This is a genomic window from Arthrobacter sp. MDB1-55 (assembly GCF_059092925.1).
Genome location: NZ_JBNHID010000001.1, coordinates 781282 through 802509, shown reverse-complemented (window position 1 = coordinate 802509; position 21228 = coordinate 781282). Strand labels below are relative to the sequence as shown.

The 21228-nt window shown below is 65.0% G+C and carries 20 protein-coding genes; 4 read left to right on the top strand and 16 right to left on the bottom strand.

Annotated elements, in window-relative coordinates; translation table 11 throughout:
• Positions 1 to 87: 87 nt before the first annotated feature.
• The gene (locus AC5RU3_RS03870) at positions 88 to 795 is read left to right on the top strand and encodes an IclR family transcriptional regulator (protein WP_309071096.1); all 708 of its coding nucleotides are present in this window, start codon (positions 88 to 90) and stop codon (positions 793 to 795) included.
• Here AC5RU3_RS03870 and AC5RU3_RS03865 read toward each other — a convergent pair.
• From AC5RU3_RS03865 to AC5RU3_RS03855, 3 genes are all read right to left on the bottom strand, one after another.
• Positions 788 to 2146: an MFS transporter gene (locus AC5RU3_RS03865; protein ID WP_458115244.1), complete on the bottom strand. Its 1359-nt coding sequence runs from the start codon at positions 2144 to 2146 to the stop codon at positions 788 to 790. The genes AC5RU3_RS03870 and AC5RU3_RS03865 overlap by 8 nt on opposite strands.
• 71 nt (positions 2147 to 2217) lie before the next feature.
• Positions 2218 to 5313: an AAA family ATPase gene (locus AC5RU3_RS03860; RefSeq protein WP_493964895.1), complete on the bottom strand. Its 3096-nt coding sequence runs from the start codon at positions 5311 to 5313 to the stop codon at positions 2218 to 2220.
• Positions 5310 to 6473 (bottom strand): exonuclease SbcCD subunit D, encoded by a 1164-nt coding sequence (locus tag AC5RU3_RS03855; RefSeq protein ID WP_458115246.1) that lies wholly within the window; start codon positions 6471 to 6473, stop codon positions 5310 to 5312. Before AC5RU3_RS03855 ends, AC5RU3_RS03860 begins: the two co-directional genes overlap by 4 nt.
• 152 nt (positions 6474 to 6625) lie before the next feature.
• On the opposite strand from AC5RU3_RS03855, the gene AC5RU3_RS03850 reads away from it, so the two are divergent.
• Positions 6626 to 7579, top strand: a complete 954-nt coding sequence (locus AC5RU3_RS03850) for an ADP-ribosylglycohydrolase family protein (protein WP_493964894.1) — start codon at positions 6626 to 6628, stop codon at positions 7577 to 7579.
• A gap of 37 nt (positions 7580 to 7616) precedes the next feature.
• Here the strand turns inward: AC5RU3_RS03850 and AC5RU3_RS03845 are convergent, their stop codons facing one another.
• The 11 genes from AC5RU3_RS03845 to clpS form a co-directional block, all read right to left on the bottom strand.
• The gene (locus tag AC5RU3_RS03845) at positions 7617 to 8606 is read right to left on the bottom strand and encodes a 3'-5' exonuclease (protein WP_493964893.1); all 990 of its coding nucleotides are present in this window, start codon (positions 8604 to 8606) and stop codon (positions 7617 to 7619) included.
• A gap of 79 nt (positions 8607 to 8685) precedes the next feature.
• A complete protein-coding gene (locus AC5RU3_RS03840; protein WP_309071090.1) occupies positions 8686 to 9369 on the bottom strand; it encodes a hypothetical protein in 684 nt (227 codons plus the stop codon).
• Positions 9366 to 10286, bottom strand: a complete 921-nt coding sequence (locus AC5RU3_RS03835; protein WP_493964892.1) for an ABC transporter ATP-binding protein — start codon at positions 10284 to 10286, stop codon at positions 9366 to 9368. The genes AC5RU3_RS03840 and AC5RU3_RS03835 overlap by 4 nt, the downstream gene beginning before the upstream one ends.
• Positions 10283 to 10660 (bottom strand): GntR family transcriptional regulator, encoded by a 378-nt coding sequence (locus AC5RU3_RS03830; protein WP_309071106.1) that lies wholly within the window; start codon positions 10658 to 10660, stop codon positions 10283 to 10285. The genes AC5RU3_RS03835 and AC5RU3_RS03830 overlap by 4 nt, the downstream gene beginning before the upstream one ends.
• 174 nt (positions 10661 to 10834) lie before the next feature.
• Entirely contained in the window at positions 10835 to 11494 is a 660-nt protein-coding gene (locus AC5RU3_RS03825) for a DedA family protein (RefSeq protein ID WP_309071088.1), read from the bottom strand.
• 85 nt (positions 11495 to 11579) lie between these two features.
• Positions 11580 to 12215: an RdgB/HAM1 family non-canonical purine NTP pyrophosphatase gene (gene rdgB, locus AC5RU3_RS03820; RefSeq protein ID WP_309071087.1), complete on the bottom strand. Its 636-nt coding sequence runs from the start codon at positions 12213 to 12215 to the stop codon at positions 11580 to 11582.
• The gene (gene rph / locus AC5RU3_RS03815) at positions 12208 to 13011 is read right to left on the bottom strand and encodes a ribonuclease PH (RefSeq protein ID WP_309071086.1); all 804 of its coding nucleotides are present in this window, start codon (positions 13009 to 13011) and stop codon (positions 12208 to 12210) included. The genes rdgB and rph overlap by 8 nt, the downstream gene beginning before the upstream one ends.
• 64 nt (positions 13012 to 13075) lie before the next feature.
• Entirely contained in the window at positions 13076 to 13867 is a 792-nt protein-coding gene (locus AC5RU3_RS03810; RefSeq protein ID WP_309071085.1) for an MBL fold metallo-hydrolase, read from the bottom strand.
• Positions 13864 to 14820, bottom strand: coding sequence for a glutamate racemase (murI, locus tag AC5RU3_RS03805; RefSeq protein WP_493964891.1), 957 nt, complete (start codon positions 14818 to 14820; stop codon positions 13864 to 13866). The genes AC5RU3_RS03810 and murI overlap by 4 nt, the downstream gene beginning before the upstream one ends.
• 105 nt (positions 14821 to 14925) lie before the next feature.
• Positions 14926 to 15492 carry a DUF2017 domain-containing protein gene (locus tag AC5RU3_RS03800; protein ID WP_309071083.1) on the bottom strand — a complete coding sequence of 189 codons (567 nt, stop codon included), beginning with the start codon at positions 15490 to 15492 and terminating at the stop codon, positions 14926 to 14928.
• Positions 15493 to 15501: 9 nt separating this feature from the next.
• Positions 15502 to 15807, bottom strand: coding sequence for an ATP-dependent Clp protease adapter ClpS (gene clpS, locus AC5RU3_RS03795; protein ID WP_309071082.1), 306 nt, complete (start codon positions 15805 to 15807; stop codon positions 15502 to 15504).
• A gap of 146 nt (positions 15808 to 15953) precedes the next feature.
• On the opposite strand from clpS, the gene AC5RU3_RS03790 reads away from it, so the two are divergent.
• Both AC5RU3_RS03790 and AC5RU3_RS03785 read left to right on the top strand, forming a co-directional pair.
• Positions 15954 to 17288 carry a nicotinate phosphoribosyltransferase gene (locus AC5RU3_RS03790; protein WP_309071081.1) on the top strand — a complete coding sequence of 445 codons (1335 nt, stop codon included), beginning with the start codon at positions 15954 to 15956 and terminating at the stop codon, positions 17286 to 17288.
• Positions 17285 to 17908 carry an isochorismatase family protein gene (locus AC5RU3_RS03785; protein WP_309071080.1) on the top strand — a complete coding sequence of 208 codons (624 nt, stop codon included), beginning with the start codon at positions 17285 to 17287 and terminating at the stop codon, positions 17906 to 17908. Before AC5RU3_RS03790 ends, AC5RU3_RS03785 begins: the two co-directional genes overlap by 4 nt.
• Positions 17909 to 17982: 74 nt before the next feature.
• Here the strand turns inward: AC5RU3_RS03785 and AC5RU3_RS03780 are convergent, their stop codons facing one another.
• Entirely contained in the window at positions 17983 to 19758 is a 1776-nt protein-coding gene (locus AC5RU3_RS03780; protein ID WP_309123909.1) for a DEAD/DEAH box helicase, read from the bottom strand.
• Positions 19755 to 21206: an MFS transporter gene (locus tag AC5RU3_RS03775; protein ID WP_309072769.1), complete on the bottom strand. Its 1452-nt coding sequence runs from the start codon at positions 21204 to 21206 to the stop codon at positions 19755 to 19757. The genes AC5RU3_RS03780 and AC5RU3_RS03775 overlap by 4 nt, the downstream gene beginning before the upstream one ends.
• Between the last annotated feature and the right edge of the window lie 22 nt (positions 21207 to 21228).

The window sequence follows — 21228 nt, the reverse complement described above, 5'->3', positions numbered from 1 at the left end:
TGCACCTTCGCGCTGAGCCCGTACTGTCGGAACGAAGGCTTGTTCGATAGTTGAACATCCTATTCCGATATAGAATAATAACGATGTGTGAGCCCGGACACAACGACCCAACATTCGCAGACCCTTTCACGAGGGCTCCGCTCCCTCGAGATTCTCGCCGATTCACCCAAGCCGCTGTCCATCGCGGAACTGTCCTCTGAGCTGGGGGTACACCGATCAATTGCCTACCGAATAGTTCGAACCCTGGAAGACCATTCGCTGGTTGTCCGCGATGAGGCCGGAAAAGTGTCGTCCGGCCCCGGCTTGGCAGCACTCGCACGCGGCGTGTCCCGTGACCTTCAGACTGCCGCCCTGCCGGAACTGACCGTGCTGGCGAACGAGCTCGGCATGACCGCGTTCGTCGCAGTCTGGGACCGCCATGACTGCGTAACCCTGGTGACGGTCGAGCCGCGCCACTCCAGGGCCGCGGTCGCGCAGCGGCCCGGTACCCGGCATGCCTTCAGCGCCGGAGCGCCGGGCATCGCGATCCAGTCCGCCGTCAGCGAGGAAGAATGGCAACGGCTCGCGCCCGGCCAGCCGTACCGCAGTGAATCCGGTGCGGCACGGCTGCAAGGTTTCGCCACAAGCCATGACGAGGTCATCGCCGGCCTCTCATCCGTTGCCGCTCCGGTCAGGGTTCCGGGACGCCTGCCCGCGGCAGTCGCCGTCGTTTATATCCGCTCAGCCCATCCGGAGGCGGAACTTGGCGCCCGCATAGCGGCCAGTGCCCGGGCGATTGAGGAGCAGCTCAGCTGATCTCCCGGGCCACCTGCCTGCTGCGGAGGACGACGGCACACACCAAGCCCAACAGCAGGAGCACGACGGCGGCCGCCACCGGAACCGTGAAAGCCAGCTTCACACTGCTCTCCGCCAGTGCTCCTGCAATCGATGCGCCGATTGCGGTGCCGGCGACGATTCCACTGGCCAGCAGAGTCATCACTGTCCCGACCAGCTGCCGCGGCGCTACCAGTGAGCCGACACTGAATATGGTCACCATGGTTGGCCCGACGGGGATTCCAAGGACCAGCAGGGCGACGAGCATCAATGGAATGTCAGGGACGAACAGGGGCAAGACTGCGGCCGCGCACATGACGCCGGCCGAGAGAACCCAGCGCAAGGGATGCCGGAAGCGCTGCGGCCAGTACGCCACCGACAAGGCGGTCAGCGCTGAGCTGACGCCCATCACGGCATAGAGCAGGCCGGCCGCGGTCTCCGCTCCGAACCCCCCGGCGAAGGCGATGAGCGAGGTCTGGGTTGACCCGAAGAAGGTTCCCATCATGACCATGCCGAGAACAGGCAACGCTACCAGGAAGCCTGTGCGTGCTCCCCCGCGCCCTTGCTGATGCTGCCGGTTCGCTGCAGTGGGACGACGGCGCAGCGGAATGACTGCCCGCTCGGTCGGGTGCACCGCGAAGGCTGAAACGAACGCCGCTGTAAGCGCCGCGGCCAGTGCCAGGGGCAGCCAGGGCGCGATCACGCTGGCCAGCAGACCGACGAGGGCAGGACCGAGCACGAAAGTCAGTTCGTCGGCTGTGCTTTCGTAGGACAGCGCCGTGTCGAGATCGCTGGGGCGCTTGTCTTGGGTCAACGCCATCCAGCGAACCCTGGCGAGCGGACCGATCTGCGGGCAGGTCGCACCCATCAGGAACGCCGCAATCAGGGTCGGTGTCAGTACCGAGTCGCCGCCGGAGAAGCCGCTAACGCCAAGCAGCGCAAATATGGCCAACGTGTTGAGGACGGCTGATAGCAGCAGGACCGGGCGCTGACCATGTCGGTCGGCCAAGTAGCCGAGGGCCGGCGCCCCCATTGCCGAGCCGATTCCTACGGCTCCAGCCGCGAATCCACCGGAAGCATAAGAGCCGGTTGCCGCGGTGACCAGAGTGAGCGCGCCGACGGTGAGCATCGCGAGAGGAAGGCGGGCAATGAGGCCCAGTGGAAGAAAACCCGCTCCCGCAATTTCCGGCAGTCTGCTGAAGCGGCCGCGCTTCTCGGTGCTGAGGGGCGACGGCACGGCGCCCTGCGCGGTAGTGGCGTCCTCCACCGGAGCCGGGGCTGCGGAGGATTGATCGGTAGGGACGATTCGGGAGTCAGAAGTTGGGTTAGCCATGCGCTTTCCGGGTGCTTCGAAAAGCGCATCGTCCCTCCTCCCGATGCGCACAACCCGGTAACGTCACAACTTTACACGCGCTCCAGCTGATTCACGAAGCTCACGCTTGACCCGGCTCGTCCCTTCGATACGTGCAACTGCGCTGGGATGCGTTGCTTAAGCTCAGCTACGTGACTGACCAGTCCGACCACGCGTCCTCCGTCCCGCAAATTCTCCAAAGCGTCCATCACCTGCTCAAGGGATTGCTCGTCCAGGCTGCCGAATCCCTCGTCCACGAAGAGAGTTTCGATATCAAGACCGCCCGTCTCGTGCTGGACGACGTCAGCAAGTCCCAGTGCGAGCGCCAGGGATGCCATGAAAGACTCACCACCCGAGAGCGTAGCGGTGTCGCGGCGCATCCCTGTCCAGCTGTCGATGACGTTCAATCCCAATCCGGACTTCCGGTTTCCGGACTTCGAGTCGCTGTGCACCAGGGAGTACCGGCCGTCAGACATCTGCTGCAGTCGTTCGGTCGCAGCGTCCGCTACCTGTTCCAGGCGGGCAGCCAGAACGTAGGTGGCCAGGCTCATCTTGTACAGGTTTTCGCCGTTCCCATGCGCGGTATCCGCAATCGACTTCGCGAGCTGGTGCGCGTGCCGCAGCGGCACCAGCCGCTCCTCAAGAAGCGCCGCCCTGTCCGTGTAGGAACCGAGCTGCACCACTGATTGTTCCAGCAGGCCTACTTCGAGCACCGCGCGGTCGAGCTGCTTCCCGGCCTCCGCTTCCCTCTCCCCCGCGAGCGTGAGCTCGCGTTCATCCGGCAGTGCACCGCCTTCCTTTTCCAGGACCGCGGCAGCTATATTCTCCGGGCGCTGAAGGTCGCGTTCTATTCTGTGGGCTGTGTTCTCCGCATCCCGGATCGACTGCTCAGCTTCGTCCACTTGGCGACCTGTCAGCAGGGCAGCCCGGACTGCGTCCGGCGACGGGAAGTCCGTGACTGCAAGACGCTCCCGCAGGGCAGTTTCGGCTTTGTCCAGATGTGCCCGAGCCTGCTCGGTGCGCGTCAGGGCAGAACAGACCGCGCCAAGCCGGCGTTCAGTCACTTCCAGGGCGGCGACCTTGTCCACCACTGTGCCGTAGGACCCGCGCACCTGCGAGAGCCTGTCCTTCAGAGTGGTCTCCTGTTCACGAAGTGTGGTCAGGCGTGAAGAGCCTTCGGCCAGACTCTGTGCGAGGGTTGCATTTTCCTCCTGCAGCCCCGCGAGCGCAGCCTCGAGCGTAGCTTTCCGCCCGGTCAGTTCAGCAGCAGAGCGCACCGCCAGCTCCGCTTGCGAGCGTTCCTGCTCGAGAGACGACAGGGCAGTGCGAACTTCTGAAACCGTGAACTCACCGCTTCGCGTGCGCAGCATCGCTGCCTCAAGTGCCGCTGCGTCCCGCTCGGCCGAAATTTGCCGCACTCGTCCCTCCGCCCGGTCCTGATTGGCCCGAGCATCTTCCTCATCCTCGCGACTCACCAGCGGCGGTTTGGCAGGTGTTGCGGGGGCTGGGTGCTCTACGCTGCCGCAGACCGCACAGGGCTCCCCTGAGACTAACCGGGCAGCGAGTTCTGCCGCCGTCTGCTCGAGCCGCAGCTGAAGCTTCCCCAGCCAGTCCTCTTTCGCTGCAAGGAAGATCATCTGCTGTTCCTGCAGCTGTTCGTCCAGTTTCTGGAGTGCGCGCTCCGCCAACTCTGCCTTGCCCAGCAGCTCAAGCCGCTCAGTGACTTCTGCGCACTGGGTCTTCAGTTCTGCTGCGCGAGCCGCCACGGTCTGCGCGACCTCAAGTTCTGCTCCGAGGTTCGAAAGTTCCTTCGCGAATTCCTCCTGCTTCGTTCTGCACAGCGCAGTCTTGCTACGCTGCTGCTCGATCGTGCGCTCCACATCTCTGATGCGCACGCCAAGATGCATGAGGTCCTGCTCCAGCGGCAGCGATGCCCGCGCCGCTGCCAGCCTTTCCCGAATCTCATCATGCGCACGTTCGATATCCGCCAACGCCGGTTCTGCCTCCAGGATGAGCGTTTCCGGAAGCTCGTGCCGGAGAGCGGGGTCAGCCTCCAGCCGGAGCATCACGGACTGCAGGTGGTCCTGATCAGCGCGGAGCTGCTCCGCCGCTTCATCCCGCGACTGAAGAGGGCCCTCGAGGATCTGGGCCCCACGGTGGCTCTCGAGCATGGTGCGCAGGGTGGCGGCCTGTTGAAGGTCGAGCTCGTTCGCCTTCCATTCCGCGAGCAACCGGCGATAGGCGATGCGGTCCCGACGCTCGTTCTCAATCCCGGAACGGTCGAGCCGGCAGGCCTCACGTACCGCCGTAAGTTCCTTCACGCGGATCCGGCCCTCGGTCACGGCAGCCATCAGTTGATCCTGCAAGGCGAGCAGTCCATGCCCAGACCCGTCTGTCTCGCTGCTTTCCGGGTCCAGGCCGGCAGCTGCTGGTCCTTGCACCCGGGCAGCAGGAGAAAGTGGTTGGGTGGTCAACCCGTGCCTCTGCACCTCCTCTTCGGCCCGCGCCAGAAGATCTTCAAGTTCACCCTCGGCTTCCTGCAGGGCCGACGCAGTCCGGGCGGCGTGCTCTGCAAGCAGCTGTTCTACCGTGGAGAACCTGTCGGTAGCAAACAACCGTTGCAGCAGCTCGCCGCGTGCCGTGGCGTCCGACCGAAGGAACGCAGCGAACTCGCCCTGGGGCAACATCACTACCCGTGTGAACTGTTCCCGGTTCATTCCGAGCACGTCCTGAAGTTCCGCGCCCGCTTCATCATTGCGGGTTGACCGGGTGACCCACTGCCCTGCTACACGCTCCCGCAAGAGGGTCTTGGCCTGCTCCGTGGTGGTTCCGGACCCGCGCTTCGAGGGCCGGCTCCACGCGGGATTCCTGGTCACTTCGAAGCGCCGGGAACCCGCGGAGAACTCGCACACGACCTCCGGTGCGAGGCCATCGGGAGCATGGTCGCTTCGCAGGCGCTTGGCGTTCTGGCGTTCCCCCGGCACGGCACCGTACAGCGCGTAGCAGATTGCGTCCAGAACGCTCGATTTACCAGCTCCGGTTGGCCCGTTCAGCAGGAACAGCCCCTGCTCCGTGAGCCCGTCGAAGTCTATGTGCTGGCGCTCAGCGAACGGCCCAAAGGCCTGGATCTCCAGGCGGTGGATCCTCATGCGCCGCTCTCCGCTGCGCGCACGGCGTCGATCGTCTCGGCGAAGAGTGCCGCCTCTTCAGCATTGGCGGAGCGTTGCCGGACGTGTTCGAGGAAACCGCAACAAATGGCTGAATCATCAACGGCTTGTGCGATGCGCTCGCTGTAGGTGCGTTCCTCCCCTGGTCCACGGGAGGAAGGTTCGAATGCAAGCACAAGAGTGCCCGGAAACCTCGCGCGCAGTCGCTCCATAGCGTGCTGCGGGCGCTCGTTGTCCGTCAGGGTGACGTGACACCAGGCGCCTTCGGCTTCGACGTGCTGCGGTGATGCGAGGAGCTCATCGATCGGACCCCGCAGGATGGCAAGGTGCCGTTGCGGCGTCCACCTGACCGGGCGTACCTCCCCTACGCCGTCAGCCGCCAGGTCGATGAGCCAGGCGCCCTTCGACTGCCGTGCCTCGGAAAATGAGTAGGCCAACGGAGACCCTGAATAACGGATACGCTCATGCAACTGTTGCTGACCATGCAGATGACCCAGCGCAACGTAATCAAAATCCTCAAAGAGATTCAGCGGCACCACGCCCAGACCGCCCATACTGAGCTCCCGCTCACTGTCCGATCCCACTCCCCCGCTGGCGAAGGTGTGGGCCATGACCACCGAGTGCACGGTGTTGCGCTTCCGGCGCCGACCCAGGTCATCCCGCACGCGCTCCAGCGCCGCTGACGTGACAGCGGTATGGGTTGCGCCGTCGCAGCCGAGTTCATCCGCGACCATGCGCGGTTCCAGGTAAGGCAACCCGTAAACAGCCACCTCGACCTCGTCATCGACGCGGAAAAGGGCGGGCCGCCCGATGTCCTCGATCCGGGTACGGAGATGCACGCCGCCGCGTTCGATCAGCTTGCCGCCGAATCCCAGCCGGACTGCAGAATCATGGTTTCCGCTACTGATGACGGCCTGAGCGCCTGCCACTATGATCCGCTCGAGGGCTTCGTTGAAGAGTTCGACGACGTCAACGGCGGGAAGCGCGCGGTCATAGACATCCCCGGCAATGAGAACCACGTCGACGTTTTCCTCGCGTACCGTCTTCTCCAGCTGGTCGACGAAAAGGCGCTGCGACTCAAGCATCCCCACCCCGTGGAAGGAACGCCCCAGATGCCAGTCTGACGTGTGCAGTAACCTCATGATTCCAAGCTACCGGCCACCTCCGACAGTTCCTGGCGGCAACGCCGCGGCACCACGGAACGGGAGGCCGCGGGCACGTGAGATCTGCTACTTCAGCCCGCCGATGAGCCGCCATTCAGGGGCGGATGCCGCGGAATGCCTACACTGGCTCAGTGACACATTCCGCAGGTACTTCCATTCCACTTCGCAGCAGAATCACCGGCGCCCTCCTGGGAGGTGCCCTTGGCGAGGCAGCGGCGGAGTCACCCGAAGGTTCTGCCTTCGCCGATGCAACCCAGCTGACGCTGTACACGGTCGACGGCATGACCGAGGCTCTCGAATGGGCCAATGATGGGGTCGCCGCGGACGAGACCGCCTGCCTCTGGCTCGCCTACCTCCGCTGGCTCGGTACCCAGAGCGAGACTCCGCCGTCGTCGGCTCCTGCTCCCCCCGCCCGCTGGATCGATGGGCAGGAGGTGCTGCACCGTCGGCGGCACCCGGACGGCACCAGCGTGCGCGCGCTCCGGAGCGGCGAAATGGGCAGTCGGCAGCGTCCGCTGGAACCCGACGACGACGGCCCCGGCGCGCTGCAGCGTTCCGCGCCTTTCGGACTGGTGGCGAACGTCCCTGGCGCCATGATCGAGAAACTCACACTTGATGCCGCGGCGATCACACACGGCAACTCCGCCGCGCAGCTGCCCGCCGCCGTCTACTCCGCTCTGATTCATGCCATTGCGGTGCAGGAAAGTGCACTGGCAGAGGCGGTGGACGCGTCGGCGGAACATGCAGCCACGCTGGGGGCGTCTGCTCTGTCGGAGCGCCTGCGGTCGATCGGCACCGCCTCGCCGGCTCGTCCGGCGAACGACGCAGGAGGTGTGCTTTGCGAGGCAGTGAGGCTGGTCCTCGCCACCGCGAGCGACGACGGCGCCGCCTCCGTGGAAGCTCTGCTTGCGGCAGCAGCCGCCCAGGAGGGTCCCGGGGCGACCGGGGTCGGCTCGGTTGCCGGTTCAATCGCCGGAGCCCTGTACGGCCGTGCGTCCTTGCCGCGGGCCGCATGTGAACGGCTGGAAGGAACAGACGTAATCGAGGAGCTCGCCGGGCGCTTCGCCACAGCGATGGGAGCATAGGCGCTGGTTCGCTTCGCGCGACCGCGCCTCTTCCGCTCTACTGGCTGGCGACCGGCCAGCGGCCTTCGGTCATCTGGAGGAACTCAGCTTCGGAGAGCACCTCGATGTTCTGGCCGCGGCTGTGCAGCTCCATCACCTTGCGGGCCTTGCCCGTGACCCTTCCGCTGCGCAGGTCGGCCGCCACAAAACCGTCGCCGACCACCAGTACGGTCGTCTTTCGCGTAACGGTACTCGCCGGTCTGGCTCCCAGAACGGCCGCCCGTTCCTTCGCTTGGGGCCGTGGGATGCCCAGGTCGCCGGTGAAAACCACGGTCTGGCCAAACAGGGGATGAGATGGGTCCGCGGCAGGGTTGGGTTCCGGGTTGAGGCCTTCGTCCGGCCATCCGATCCATGTGCGGGCCGGTCCCCGATCCAGAGCCGTCCGGGTCGCCTTTGAGAGTTCGGACACGCCAGGTTCGTAAGCTTCCAGGCGGGACAGCTGTAGACGGTGCCCCGACACAAGGTCCTCGATGGTTGCTGCGTCCGCGCGGCGGGCGATGTCCACCAGGATTCCGGCACACGCGCGGGCGTCCTCAACGGCGTCGTGATGGTTCACCAGCGGAACTCCCGCCGCCTCCGCGACGTAGGGCAGCGAATAGGAGACGAGGAAGTAACTGCGGCGTGAGAGCAGGACGGTGCAGGCGTAGTCATAGGCGGGACCGCCCTGGTTCGACACTTCGAGCGCGGAGCGGATGACGCCCATGTCGAAGGCGGCGTTGTGCGCCACGAGGACGTCGTTACCGATGAAGGCACCGATCTCCGGGAACAGTTCACCGAAACGCGGCTGGTGCGCCACCATGTCGGCTGTAATGCCGTGAATAGCCACGTTGCGCGGATCGAAGTGATCGTGTCCGGCGGGCGGCCGCATCAGCCACTGGGCTTCCTCGATAATCCGGCCATCGCGAACCTTGGTGAGACCGACGGCGCAGGGTGACCCGCGAAACCCGTTGGCAGTCTCGAAGTCGATCGCCGTGAACTCAATTCCCACCCGTTCACGGTAGCCGGTAGAGAAGCACAGGCAGCGGAACCGGCTTGGCGTGGCGCCTCCGCTGCCTGTGTGAAACCAGTTACGGCTCGGTGCGGCGCAATGTCAGGAAGGAACCGCCCGCCAGCACAACAGCGAGCACCGCGAGCCACCCGGCGACATCAAGCTGCGACTGTGCTCCAAGAAAAGCTCCAACCTGACCCCAGGCCTGCCGGGACCCGATCAGGTAGAGCGTTCCTACCAGCACCAGTGCAACGCTGATACCCGCCGATAGCAGCCCTGTGGCCTGCCAGCGCTTGTAGATGGTGGCTGCCCAGAAACCGATGAGGAACAGCGCCATCATGACCGCGAAGTAGAAGGCGATGGGATGGAACCACGGGCCGCCTGCAATCCATTCCAACGCGAAGAACCGGCCGTTGACACCCCATCCGCCTGTTGCCTGCTCGAGGAGGCCCAGCAGGTAGTACGAGACTGAGGTGATGAGGGCAATGATCGAGAAGAGCGCGATGGTTCCGAAAAAGAATGTCCGCCGTGTGATGCTGAGCCCCTGCGAGAAGGGAAAGGTGAGGGTCAGGGACTGGATGCCGAGCGCAAAGAAGTACCACATTACTGCCTGAGCGCCACCGGAGTAGCGTCCCTGCTCCGGGACAAGGGACCAGATGACCAGGGTGAGCAGGAAGGAGGCAGCCACAATAATGAGCGGAATCCCGATGAAGACCCACCGATTGGTCAATTGCATCCGCATGACATTGATGACGCGGTTCATCGTGCCGCCTCCGAGAAGGATCGGTTCGTGACACCAGATGCTGCCGACGACGCGGACATGGTTTTACGGACTATGAGTTGTTGCAGTGAAACGGGCGCCAGCTCAAGGCCAAGTTCGGCGGCAGCGCGGGTTTCGTTCTCGGTCAATGGGCCGAGTGCCGTTACCGACGCCAGGGAAGCGAAGTTGTCCGTATGTACGATTTCACGGTCACCGAGGAAGCTCCACACCTTGTCGGCGGATCCCACTACGGTGAAAGCCGATCCTCTGATCGTGTCGGCGTCGTCGTCCATGATGATCCGGCCCTGGTCGATCACAATCACGTGCTCCAGCAGGTTGGCGACTTCATCGATCAGATGGGATGAGAGTACGACCGTGCGCGGATGCCGCGAGTAGTCCTCAACCAGCCGGTCGTAGAAGAGTTGGCGCGCGACGGCGTCCAGCCCCAGGTACGGCTCGTCGAAGAAGGTGATCTCCGCGCGCGATGCCAGTCCGATGATCACGCCGACTGCTGAGAGCTGCCCGCGGGAGAGCTTCTTGATGGTACGGCGTAGCGGTAGCTGAAAGTCTGCTGCCAGCCGGTCCGCCAACTCTTGATTCCAGTTGGCGAAGAAAAGCGCCGCGGACCTGAAGGCATGCTCGGCCGTGAAGGAGTCCGGGTACTTCTGGGATTCGCGGATGAAGCAGATGCGGTTGAGGACGCGCTCGTTCTCGTAGGGGTGCTCACCGAATACCCGCACCTCCCCGGACGATGCGAACCCCTGCGCGGTGAGGATGGACATCAGGGTGGTTTTTCCTGCACCGTTGCGGCCGAGAAGGCCGTAGATGCGGTCCGGCTGCAGTGCGAGGTTGACCCCCCGCAGAGCCTCCGACTTCCTGTACTTCTTGGTGAGGTCGTTGACCTCGATGATGGTATTCACTGTGCTCCCCCCTGGAGGGCGTGCTCGCCCTGCCTGATCATTTCTGCAAGTTCGTCCGGTTCGATGCCCAGCTTGCGCGCCTCCCGCGTGAGCGGCTGCACGTACTGGTCGAAGAACTTCTCACGTCGGCGCTGCATCAGCACGGTTCGCGCTCCTGGGGATACGAACATGCCGATTCCCCGTTGCTTGTACAGAATTCCGTCGTCGACGAGCCTGTTGACACCTTTGGCTGCAGTCGCCGGGTTGATGCGGTAGAAGGCCGCGAATTCGTTGGTGGACGGCACCTGAGACTCCTCTGCCAGCGTCCCGTCGATGATGTCGCTTTCGATGCGTTCAGCGATCTGGAGAAAGATCGGCCGACCATCATCGGTCAACACGTTGCTTCACCAACCACGGCCACGGCGGTTGCCCGCTTGGTTGGTTCATCACTCATGTAACTAACCATACAACCCGGCGGGTCAAAGTCAACAAGCAGTTGAGAGGAACGAGTTATCGCCCCTGGAGAAGGAGTAGTACAGGATGCCCGGGGTCACCCAGGACTGCTGGCGCTACGAGGCTTCGCGCTTGCGTCGGACCTTCCGCACCTTATTGACGACGAAGAACGCCATCACCAGCACGACGGCGGCAATCACCAGTTTTTGGAAGATGTCCGCGTACTGCTCCACCAGATGCCAGTTCTCGCCGAGGTAGTAGCCGGCCAGCACGAAGATGGAGTTCCAGATGAGGCTTCCGGCCAGCGTGAGACCCAGGAATTTCCACACGGGCATTCGTTCGATGCCTGCCGGAATTGATACGAGGCTGCGGAAGATCGGGACCATACGGCCAAAGAACACAGCCTTGTAACCGTGTCGGTTGAACCACGCCTCGACGCTGTCAACGTCCTCAAGGTCCACCAGCGGGACCTTGGCCACGAGGCGTCGCATCCGCTGCCGCCCGAGCAGAACGCCGAGCATGTAGAGCAGATAGGCACCCACAACGGAGCCCGCTGTGGTCCAGAAGAGGGCTTCGAACAGAGTGAAGTCTCCCCTGCTCGCTGTAAATCCGGCCAGCGGAAGGATGACCTCACTGGGGAGAGGCGGGAAGAGGTTCTCCAGTGCGATGGCCAGACCGGCGCCGGGCGCCCCGATGGTCTCCATCATGGCAACAGCCCAGTCAGCGACACCTCCGAGTGTGGATTCGTTTCCGGTCTGCAGGGGCAAGTTCTTCACGTCTGTTCTCATATCCCGGTTAAGTCTGCCCTATTGAACTGTGCACGCCGAAAGAGCAGGGGGCCGCAGGCGCTCCTCCCACCGGTCAGCGCAGGACGTCGACGATTGACGGCAGAAGTTCCTCGAACGCTTTGGCACGGTGACTGATGGCGTTTTTCTCCTCGGCCGTCAGTTCGGCGCAGCTGCGCTCCGCGCCGAGCGGCTGCAGCACGGGATCATAACCAAATCCCCCCTCGCCGCGCGGCTCACTCAGCAGAGTGCCGGCCAATTCCCCACGTTTGACGACGTCGGTCCCGCCCGGTACCGCAAGAGCTGCGGCACAGACAAACTGCGCGGCTCGCCGGTCCGCCGGAATATCCGACAGCTGGTTCAGCAGGAGATCGAGATTCGCCGAGTCATCACCATGGCGGCCTGCCCAGCGGGCCGAGAAGATACCGGGAGCGCCGCCGAGGACGTCAACGGCAAGGCCGGAGTCATCCGCGACCGCCGGGATGCCCGTGGCCTCGGCAACGGCCCGCGCCTTGAGCAGCGCGTTCTCCTCGAAGGTTGTGCCGCTCTCCACAACATCGGGGGCGCCCGCGGCAGCTGCATCGATCACCTGCGTGTCGACGTCGAGGCCCGGCACCTTGCCACGCAGCAACGCACGAAGTTCACGCAGCTTCCCGGCATTGCGTGTGGCGAGTACCAGCCGCGCCTGGGCCGGCGGTGTTTCCTCAGGCACCGGCCGCCTCCCCCAGAGTCTCCCGCTGAATCTGTGCAAGCTGCGCTGTACCGAGCAGTGCCAGGTCAAGGAGTGCATCAAGTTCCGACCGGTCGAAGGGGGCGCCCTCGGCGGTCCCCTGGACCTCAACGAAGCTCCCGCTTCCGGTCACGACGACGTTCATGTCGGTCTCTGCGCGGACGTCTTCCACATAGGGCAGGTCGAGCATCGGCACCCCGTCGATGATGCCGACGCTTACCGCTGCAACGGTATCGGTCAGGGGGCGGGAAGACGCCGGAATGATTCCATGCTCCTTCGCGTAGCGGATCGCTTCGGCGAGCGCCACATAGGCACCGGTGATCGCAGCGGTGCGGGTGCCTCCGTCGGCCTGGAGAACGTCGCAGTCGAGCACGATGGTGTTCTCTCCCAGCGCGCGCGTGTCAATGATCGATCGGAGTGACCGGCCGATCAGCCGGGAGATCTCGTGGGTGCGCCCGCCGATCCGTCCCTTCACCGATTCGCGGTCCGAGCGGGTGTTGGTGGCGCGGGGCAGCATGGCGTACTCAGCCGTCACCCACCCCTTACCCTCGCCCTTGAGCCAGCGGGGAACGCCTGTAGTGAGTGACGCGGTGCACAGCACCCTGGTGTTGCCGAATTCGATAAGCGCTGAACCCTCCGCCTGGTTCGACCAGCCGCGCGTGATGCTGATGTTCCTGAGCTGGTCCGGAGCACGACCGTCGGCACGGACAACCTCGCTTCCGGATGCGGAACGAGAGGTGGACGCGGAAGCCTGCCCGGCGGAGGATGGGGAAGTCATGGGATCCAGTCTGCCAGAGGCCTTCCGCGCGGGCGATTCGATCCCGCGGGGCGGTCCGCCGTCGTCAGACCAGGTATGAAACTCCGGCAACAGCTACGGCAACATCTCCCGTATAGCTGCTGCGCGCCTCTTCCATGGTCCGGACTGCGTCATTCCAGACGGGCAGGTGAGTCAGCAGCAGTCGGTGTGATGCGGCGGCCGAGGCCACATCGCCCGCACGCTTACCGGTCAGGTGGACGCCGCGGACGGCGTCATCCCTGCCCTCGTGGAAGGCTGCCTCACACAGGAAGATGTTGGAGTCAGCAGCGGCCTCGATGAGCCCGTCACAAGCATCGGTGTCGCCCGAATACGTCAGGACACGCTTGCCGCCCGGCGCCTCGGAATCGGCCACTTCAACGCGGAGGGCGTAGGCCTCATCCACAGGATGCAGTACCGGGAAGGGCGTGATAGTGAAGGGCCCTACCTGCACGGGCGTGCGCGGTGACCAGGCCCGGAACTCAAAGTCCTCGTGCATGCCCGGGTCCAGGTCAAGGCCGTATGCGGTGGCCATGCGGTCTGCGGTCGCAGCGGGCCCCCAGACGGGAATCCGCGGCTGGTTCCACCCCTCCGGGTCCCAGTGCACTGCCACATGCAGTCCGCACAGGTCCATGCAGTGATCGGGGTGAAGGTGACTCAACAGGACAGCGTCGATATCCCTCAGGTCCATGTAGCGCTGCAGGGCGCCGAGCGACCCATTACCGAGATCCAGCAGAATCCGCCACGTCTTGCCGTCCTCCTGCAGCGTCACGAGGTAACAGGAGGCCGGTGATTGCGGACCCGGGAAGGATCCGCTGCACCCGACGATGGTCAGCTTCATGCGAGGCGGTTCCCGCCCGCGCCCACATCCGCTCCCGCCGACGCAATCATCTCCGGCGTGATCCGGGCCATACTCCCGGTCGGATACTGGGCTGAGACGTGGTCAACATGCTCCACGCTCAGCACTTCCGGACCGAGGAAGCGCCGTGCGAGTTCCTCGAAGCGGGCGGCGTTCCCCGTCGCGACGAAATGGTGCCGGGGCTGGCCCGGGCCCTTGCGCAGCAGATCATGCGATACGAGGGCGCGGTAGACGTCCTTCGCAGTTTCCTCCGCGCTCGAGACGAGGGTCACCGAATCTCCCATGACGTAGGAAATCACGCCCGTAAGGAGCGGATAGTGCGTGCACCCGAGAACCAGGGTGTCGACGTCGGCCTCCTGCAGAGGGCGGAGATAGCGGGCTGCGGTTTCCAGCACGTCGGACCCCGCCGTGACACCCGCCTCCACGTAGTCGACGAACTCGGGACAGGCTACGGAAAAAATCTCCAGATGGGGAGCGGCGGCAAAGGTGTCCTCATAGGCGCGCGAGCCCACGGTAGCGCTGGTGCCGATGACGCCGATGCGTCCGGTCCGTGTGGATGCGACCGCGCGCCGCACCGCCGGCTGGATCACCTCGATGACGGGTATGCCGTAGCGCGCGGTGTAGCGCTCCCGGGCGTCGCGGAGCACCGCGGCCGACGCCGAATTACAGGCAATGACGAGGAGCTTCACTCCGGAGTCCACCAGTTCGTCCATCACCCCCAGCGCGTAGGCCCTCACCTGCGCAATGGGCAACGGACCGTAGGGCGCATGTGCGGTGTCTCCGACGTACATCACCGATTCGTGGGGAAGCTGGTCGATAACGGCCCGCGCCACGGTGAGGCCCCCGACGCCCGAATCGAAGATCCCAATGGGTGCCTCAGTGGACCTCAGAGCGGCCAGCTCGGCAGCCTCAGCTGCGGCAGTGTTCGAACTCATGATCCTCTGAGGATAGGACGCACCGCACCGGTTGGCTAAGCGGCGCGGCGTGGCCTTAATCACAGTGCAGGGATGTCCACTCGGCCTGCGGCCGCTCTTGGGCGACTAGTCGGAAGCGTCGACAGAGGCGAGAAGCGCCTGCATCAGCCCCTCCTGCACCCAGGTCACGAAGTTATAGACGAGGGCCAGGTAGGACTCGAGATCCTCGGCGTCCTCGAGATCTGAGATCTCATGCAGCCGTGCCGCATCCTCCTCGGATGTGATGTCGAGGCGGTCGGCCAGCACCAGCCGCACGTCGTTGAGCGCGCGGGCCAGCACCTGGGCCTGGTCGTTGTTCAGGACCACCTGCGTGTTCTCCAGCAGAAGCGCCGCGCCGCGCAGGGCACTGACTTTCTCCTCCCGGAGCGAGCGCTCGGTGAGGCGCCGGAATTCGAGCGCCTCGCCGTCGTCGTTCCTCACTGCATCCGGAAGCAGACGGATCACTGCGCTGTCATCCGGCTTCACCGCTTCCAGGTCGAGGCCCACCAATGCGGCCAGCGGATCCTCGTTCTCCCGCTTCTCCGGCTCAAGCAGCTGCACGACGTCGGCGAATAGCCGCCGCAGCAGCCTCACCTCCCCGGATTCGAACTCCCCGGTGATACCGCGCCGTGTCTTACGAAATGCCCTGGCCACTGCCGCTCCCTACGCGTCCGCTGTCTGGAAAGTGGCCCACAGGCCGTACGAGTGCATCGCCACGGTGTCCCGTTCGGCCTGTTCACGCGATCCCGTGGAGACCACCGATCTGCCCTGCTCGTGCACCTCGAGCATGAGGGTGCGGGCCTTCGCCTCGCTGTAACCGAAGTAGGTCTGGAAGACGTAGGTCACGTAGCTCATCAGGTTCACCGGGTCATTCCAGACGATGACCACCCACGGAACATCGCTGCTGGTCAGCGAGTCCTCTTCCGTTTCCTCAGCCTGATGGGTTTCGGGAACAACGCCAACACTCATGGTCCCCATTGTAGGTTGGCAGGCCCGTCCGTCCCGCCCGCTCCACTCCGCCGCCCACCTCGCCGCCCTACCTCGCCGCCACTGGCTGATCCGCTCACGGCTCCATCGCGGTACTCACGCAGCAACTGCAGGGCTAGAGTTTTCCTGTGAGCCCACACCGAACCTGGCAGCACCCGAACTCCGCTCTTTACACGGATCACTATGAGCTGACCATGCTGCAGGCTTCCCTCCATTCGGGAGCCGCGCACCGCAAGTCAGTCTTCGAAGTCTTCACCCGACGCCTGCCGGAGGGCCGCCGCTACGGTATCGTGGCCGGCACCGGCCGCTTGCTGGAGGGGTTGAGGCATTTCCGCTTCGAACAGGCACAGCTGGACGCGCTTTCCGCTGCCGGAGTCGTCGATGACGCCACGCTCGGCTGGCTCTCCGATTTCCGATTCACAGGCAATATCTGGGGGTACGCAGAGGGTGAGGCCTACTTCCCCTCCTCCCCCATCCTCATCGTCGAGGGCAGCTTCGCGGAGGCCTGCATCCTTGAGACCTACCTGCTCTCCGTCCTCAACCACGACAGCGCCATCGCGTCCGCTGCCTCCCGCATGACCGGTGCCGCCGGAACGCGGCCCTGCATCGAGATGGGCTCGCGGCGCACCCAGGAGGAATCCGCGGTGGCAGCCGCACGCGCAGCCATCATCGGCGGTTTCGCCAGCACCTCCAACCTCGAAGCGGGACGCCGCTACGGAATCCGCACCGTCGGCACGGCAGCGCACTCCTTCACGCTGCTCCACGACTCCGAGCCGGAGGCCTTCGCCGCGCAGGTTGCCGCCCTCGGTAAGGGAACCTCACTGCTCGTGGATACGTACGACGTCGAGCAGGGTGTCCGCAACGCTGTCGCGGCCGGCGGTCCGGACCTTGGTGCGGTACGGCTCGACTCCGGCGACCTCGTCGAGCAGGCCCGCTGGGTGCGGCAGCTGCTTGATGACCTCGGCAATCACCAGACACGCATCGTGGTCACCTCCGACCTCGATGAGTACGCTATCGGCCTCCTTGCCTCCGCACCCGTGGATTCCTACGGAGTCGGCACGTCCCTCGTGACCGGCTCGGGCGCGCCGACCGCAGGGATGGTGTACAAGCTGGTGAGCAGGACGGACGACGACGGCGAATTCGTTTCAGTGGCCAAGGCCGCCAAGAACAAGGCGTCGGTGGGCGGCCGCAAGTACGCCCTGCGCCGTCTCAACGAGTCCGGCACCGCCGTGGCGGAAGTCATCGGCATCGGTAGCCACCCGTACGACGACGGCAATGACCGCCCCCTGCTGCAGCAGTTCGTGACCGACGGTGAAGTCCTGCCCGGATGGACCGGACCCGAGGGCGTGCAGCGCGCCGTCGAACGCCACCGCGAGACCATGGCCGAGCTGCCGGGATCAGTGATGAGGCTCCAGCGCGGCGAGCCCGCGATTCCCACCGAATTCGAGGAGGAGTCCGAATGACACGGGCGCTGATCATCGTCGACGTGCAGAACGACTTCTGTGAGGGCGGCTCCCTTGCCGTGAGGGGCGGGGCGGAGGTCGCCCAGGCGCTCAGTGACTACCTTGACGCGCAGGGGGACCACTACGACTACGTCGTCGCCACCCAGGACTGGCATATCGATCCGGGCTCGCACTTTTCCGACAATCCGGACTTTGTTGACTCCTGGCCGGTTCACTGCGTGGCCGACCGGCCCGGCGCCCAGTTCCACCCGAATCTGGACACGGAAGGACTCGACGCAGTCTTCCGGAAAGGACAGTACGAGGCCGCATATTCCGGATTCGAGGGCGTTCTCGCGCCCGAAGACCTCGTGCCAACGGGTGAGCAGAAACTGGCCGCAGCCGTACCCGTCACTGCCGATGACGCCGTCTCGCTCGATGACTGGCTGCGCGACCACGAAGTGGACGAAGTGGCTATTGCAGGTCTGGCTGCCGATTACTGTGTGCGGGCCACCGCCCTGGATGCCGTGGGCGCCGGCTACACCACGCGCCTGCTGGTCGACTACACCCGTCCGGTGCACCCCGACCGCCTCAGCGAGGTGCTTGCCGAGTTGGAGGACGCCGGCGTCGACCTCGTAGGCTGAACCAGGCGGGGTCCAACTCAACCTGCTCCACAGCGTCCTAGGCGTCAGCGGCTTGCTCTACAGCGGCCTGGCGGTCAGCGGCCGATGAACCAGTCCTGCAGCTTCTTCAACCTGCGCCGAAGCTGTTCCTCGTTGGCTTGGGCCACGGCCGGACCGCCGCAGGCCTTGCGGAGTTCAGTGTGAACGACGCCATGGGGCATCCCGGACCGGGCCGACCAGGCCGACACGTTCTTGGCGAGCTGCCCGCGCAGTTCCGTGAGCTGGCGGTGATCGACGACTTCCGGCGCCGCCGGCTCGTGGGCGGCGACCGGCCGTCGTCGTCGTGATTGCTGTTCCTGCTGGCGCTGCCTCAGCAGCACACCCACCTGGTCCGCGTCGAGCAGGCCTGGAATCCCGAGGAAGTCGAGCTCCTCTTCGCTGCCCATCTCGCCGCCCGTGCCGAACTCGCCTCCGTCGAACAGGACGCGGTCAAACGCCGCCTGCGACTCAAGCGCTTCGAACTTCTGCTTCATCAGCTCGCCGGAGGCCTTCTCCTCCCGGTTGGCGGCTTCCATGAGGGCCTCTTCGGGCGCGAAGCCGTCCTCGTTATTATCCGGACGATCGAGCGCATGATCGCGCTCCACCTCCAGCTGGTTGGCCAGCATCATCAGGTTGGGCACCGACGGCAGGAAGACCGACGCCGTCTCTCCCCGCCGTCGGGCACGTACAAACCGGCCCACCGCCTGAGCGAAGAACAGTGGGGTGGCAGTGGAGGTGGCGTACACGCCCACCGCCAGCCGGGGGACGTCGACACCCTCGGACACCATGCGGACTGCGACCATCCAGCGGGTCTCGCCCGCCGAGAATTCCTCAATCTTTCCGGAGGCCTTGGCATCATCCGAGAGAATGACAGTGGGTGACTCACCGGTGATCTTCTTGAGCTGTCCGGCGTACGCGCGGGCGTCGTCGTGGTCAGTTGCGATCACCAGACCACCGGCGTCAGGAACAGCCCGGCGAACCTCAGTAAGGCGCCGGTCGGCAGCCGCGAGCACAGCGGGGATCCATTCGCCGTTCGGGTTCAGGGCGGTCCGCCAGGCCTGGGCCGTGATGTCCTTCGTGACGGCCGCTTCGCCCAGCGACGCCGCCATTTCCTCGCCCGCGCTAGTGCGCCAGCGCATCTGGCCCGAGTACGCCATGAAGATCACCGGGCGGACCACGTGGTCCCGGAGGGCATCGCCATAGCCGTAGGTGTAGTCCGACCGGGACCGGCGGATACCGTCGGCGTCCTCGGCGTATTCCACGAAAGGGATCGCCGCGGTGTCAGAGCGGAATGGGGTACCGGTGAGGGCTAGCCTCCGGGTTGCGGGTTCGAACGCTTCGCGGATACCGTCGCCCCACGACAGTGCGTCGCCGCCGTGGTGGATCTCGTCCAGGATCACCAGCGTCTTCGCCGCCTCGGTCTTCGCCCGGTGCAGCATCGGCTTGCTGGCGACCTGGGCGTAGGTCACAGCGACACCGATGAAGCCCTCACCATGCCGGCCGTCCGCGTTACGGAAGTTCGGGTCGATCGAAAGGCCGACGCGGGCTGCGGCGTCTGACCACTGCCGCTTGAGGTGGTCGGTAGGGGCCACGACGACGATGCGATTCACGATGCGCCGGTCAACCAGTTCGGTGGCGACACGCAGGGCGAAGGTGGTCTTACCGGCGCCGGGCGTCGCGACAGCCAGGAAGTCCTGGGGAGAGTTCGCGAAATACTTCGCGAGGGCCTCTTCCTGCCACTGTCGAAGCTTGGGTGCAGTGCCCCAGGCAGCACGCTCCGGGTACGCGGGAGGAAGGGTCTGGCCGGCTCCGAACAGTGCGTTATTGCTCACTCTTGGGACGGCACCTTTCCTGGATCTGTTGTTGCGGCAAGGGGTTCCCGGTCACCGCGGGCGGCCCTCAACCCGGCCACTATACCGACTACCGCAAAGACGCACAGAGCCAACCAGATTGCAACAAACACGGACACCTGTCCGGGTGCATCGGGGTCCCGCAGGAGGGCGAACAACCCTCCGGCGCCCGCCGTTCCTATGACACCTCCCAATTGGTCCGAGAGCTGCAGCGCCGCCGAATTGCGCCCCTGCTCGTGCGGCGCTGACAGCTTCAGGACGAGAACCGAGGTGCTGGAAAGCGTCAGTCCCATGGCAAAGCCGGCGGCAAGCCATACGAGCACGAGAACCCAGAAAGGGACCTCGGCCGCCGCGGCGAGGGCGAGACCGCCGATGCACAGGGACAGGAGGGTGGAGCCAATGACGAGCAGCCACTGGCGACGGAAACTCACCCTCGCCTGCACGAAGGAGCCTGCGCTCCACCCGATGGCGGCAGCGCTGAGGGCCAAACCAGCGGTCGAGGCGTCCAGGCCTCGGGCGGAGACAAGCATCAGCGGAACAAAGGCTTCTGCGCCGAAGAATGCGACGGTCAGCAACCCGCGGGTGGCAATGACGCTCGGCAGTCCGGGCGCGAGACGCACGGTACCGGTAGGCAGGAGACGAGGGAAAGCAACGGCGGCAGCTGCGAAGCCGGCTACTCCCAATGCAACGAGGAGCCAGGCAGAAACTGGATCGGCAAAACCATCGGCAGCAATCTTCGTCAGCGCGTACTGTGCAGCGAAGACCCCTCCGGCAAGCAGGACCCCGGTCGCGGCGTTCCTTCGCGCCGGGGCGTCAAGTGGTTCACGGGCGGCGGTCACGCGCAGGCTGGCCGTTCGCGGCCAGACCAACAGAAATGCGGCAACCACAACGGGAGCAACCCCGAGAAAGACCCAGCGCCAGCTCGCCTGTTCGGCCAGCACGCCTGAGACGTACGGTCCAATCAGGGAGGGCACTACCCACGCCGCCGCCAGCCAGCCGAACACAACCGGCTGCATCCGCTGCGGGTAAGCCTTGGCGATGATCACGTAGACAGCAACGATCATGAAGCCGCCCCCAAGGCCTGACACTGCCCGACCGAAGGTCATCAGCCAGAAAGCCGGCGCGCTACCGGACACCGCCAGCCCGGCGACCATCAGTGCAAGGCCGGCAGCCAACGCGGGACGCGGCCCCCGCCGGTCACACCAGATACCGCCCAGGACGCTGCCCAGCAGCGACGCGGTGAGGTACATCGAGAACGCGAGCCCGTAACTGGAAACGCCGTCGAGTTCTTGAGCGACTGAGGGCATCGCCGTGACCACCGCCATCGCCTCGAACGCGGCGCACGTGATGATTGCGATAACCCCGATGGTCAGGGGCCTCAGCGATGCGGACATTGCTCCGCCGCGCGGCAAAGCCTCGGATTGTGACATGGCTTCCTCACGAGCGCGCAAA

Coding starts and splice junctions, on each gene's coding strand:
- AC5RU3_RS03865 (WP_458115244.1), bottom strand. CDS start 2,146: ATGGCTAACCCAACTTCTGACTCCCGAATCGTCCCTACCGATCAATCC.
- AC5RU3_RS03860 (WP_493964895.1), bottom strand. CDS start 5,313: ATGAGGATCCACCGCCTGGAGATCCAGGCCTTTGGGCCGTTCGCTGAG.
- AC5RU3_RS03855 (WP_458115246.1), bottom strand. CDS start 6,473: ATGAGGTTACTGCACACGTCAGACTGGCATCTGGGGCGTTCCTTCCAC.
- AC5RU3_RS03840 (WP_309071090.1), bottom strand. CDS start 9,369: ATGAACCGCGTCATCAATGTCATGCGGATGCAATTGACCAATCGGTGG.
- rph (WP_309071086.1), bottom strand. CDS start 13,011: ATGACTTCCCCATCCTCCGCCGGGCAGGCTTCCGCGTCCACCTCTCGT.
- AC5RU3_RS03810 (WP_309071085.1), bottom strand. CDS start 13,867: ATGAAGCTGACCATCGTCGGGTGCAGCGGATCCTTCCCGGGTCCGCAA.
- murI (WP_493964891.1), bottom strand. CDS start 14,820: ATGAGTTCGAACACTGCCGCAGCTGAGGCTGCCGAGCTGGCCGCTCTG.
- clpS (WP_309071082.1), bottom strand. CDS start 15,807: ATGAGTGTTGGCGTTGTTCCCGAAACCCATCAGGCTGAGGAAACGGAA.
- AC5RU3_RS03785 (WP_309071080.1), top strand. CDS start 17,285: ATGACACGGGCGCTGATCATCGTCGACGTGCAGAACGACTTCTGTGAG.
- AC5RU3_RS03775 (WP_309072769.1), bottom strand. CDS start 21,206: ATGTCACAATCCGAGGCTTTGCCGCGCGGCGGAGCAATGTCCGCATCG.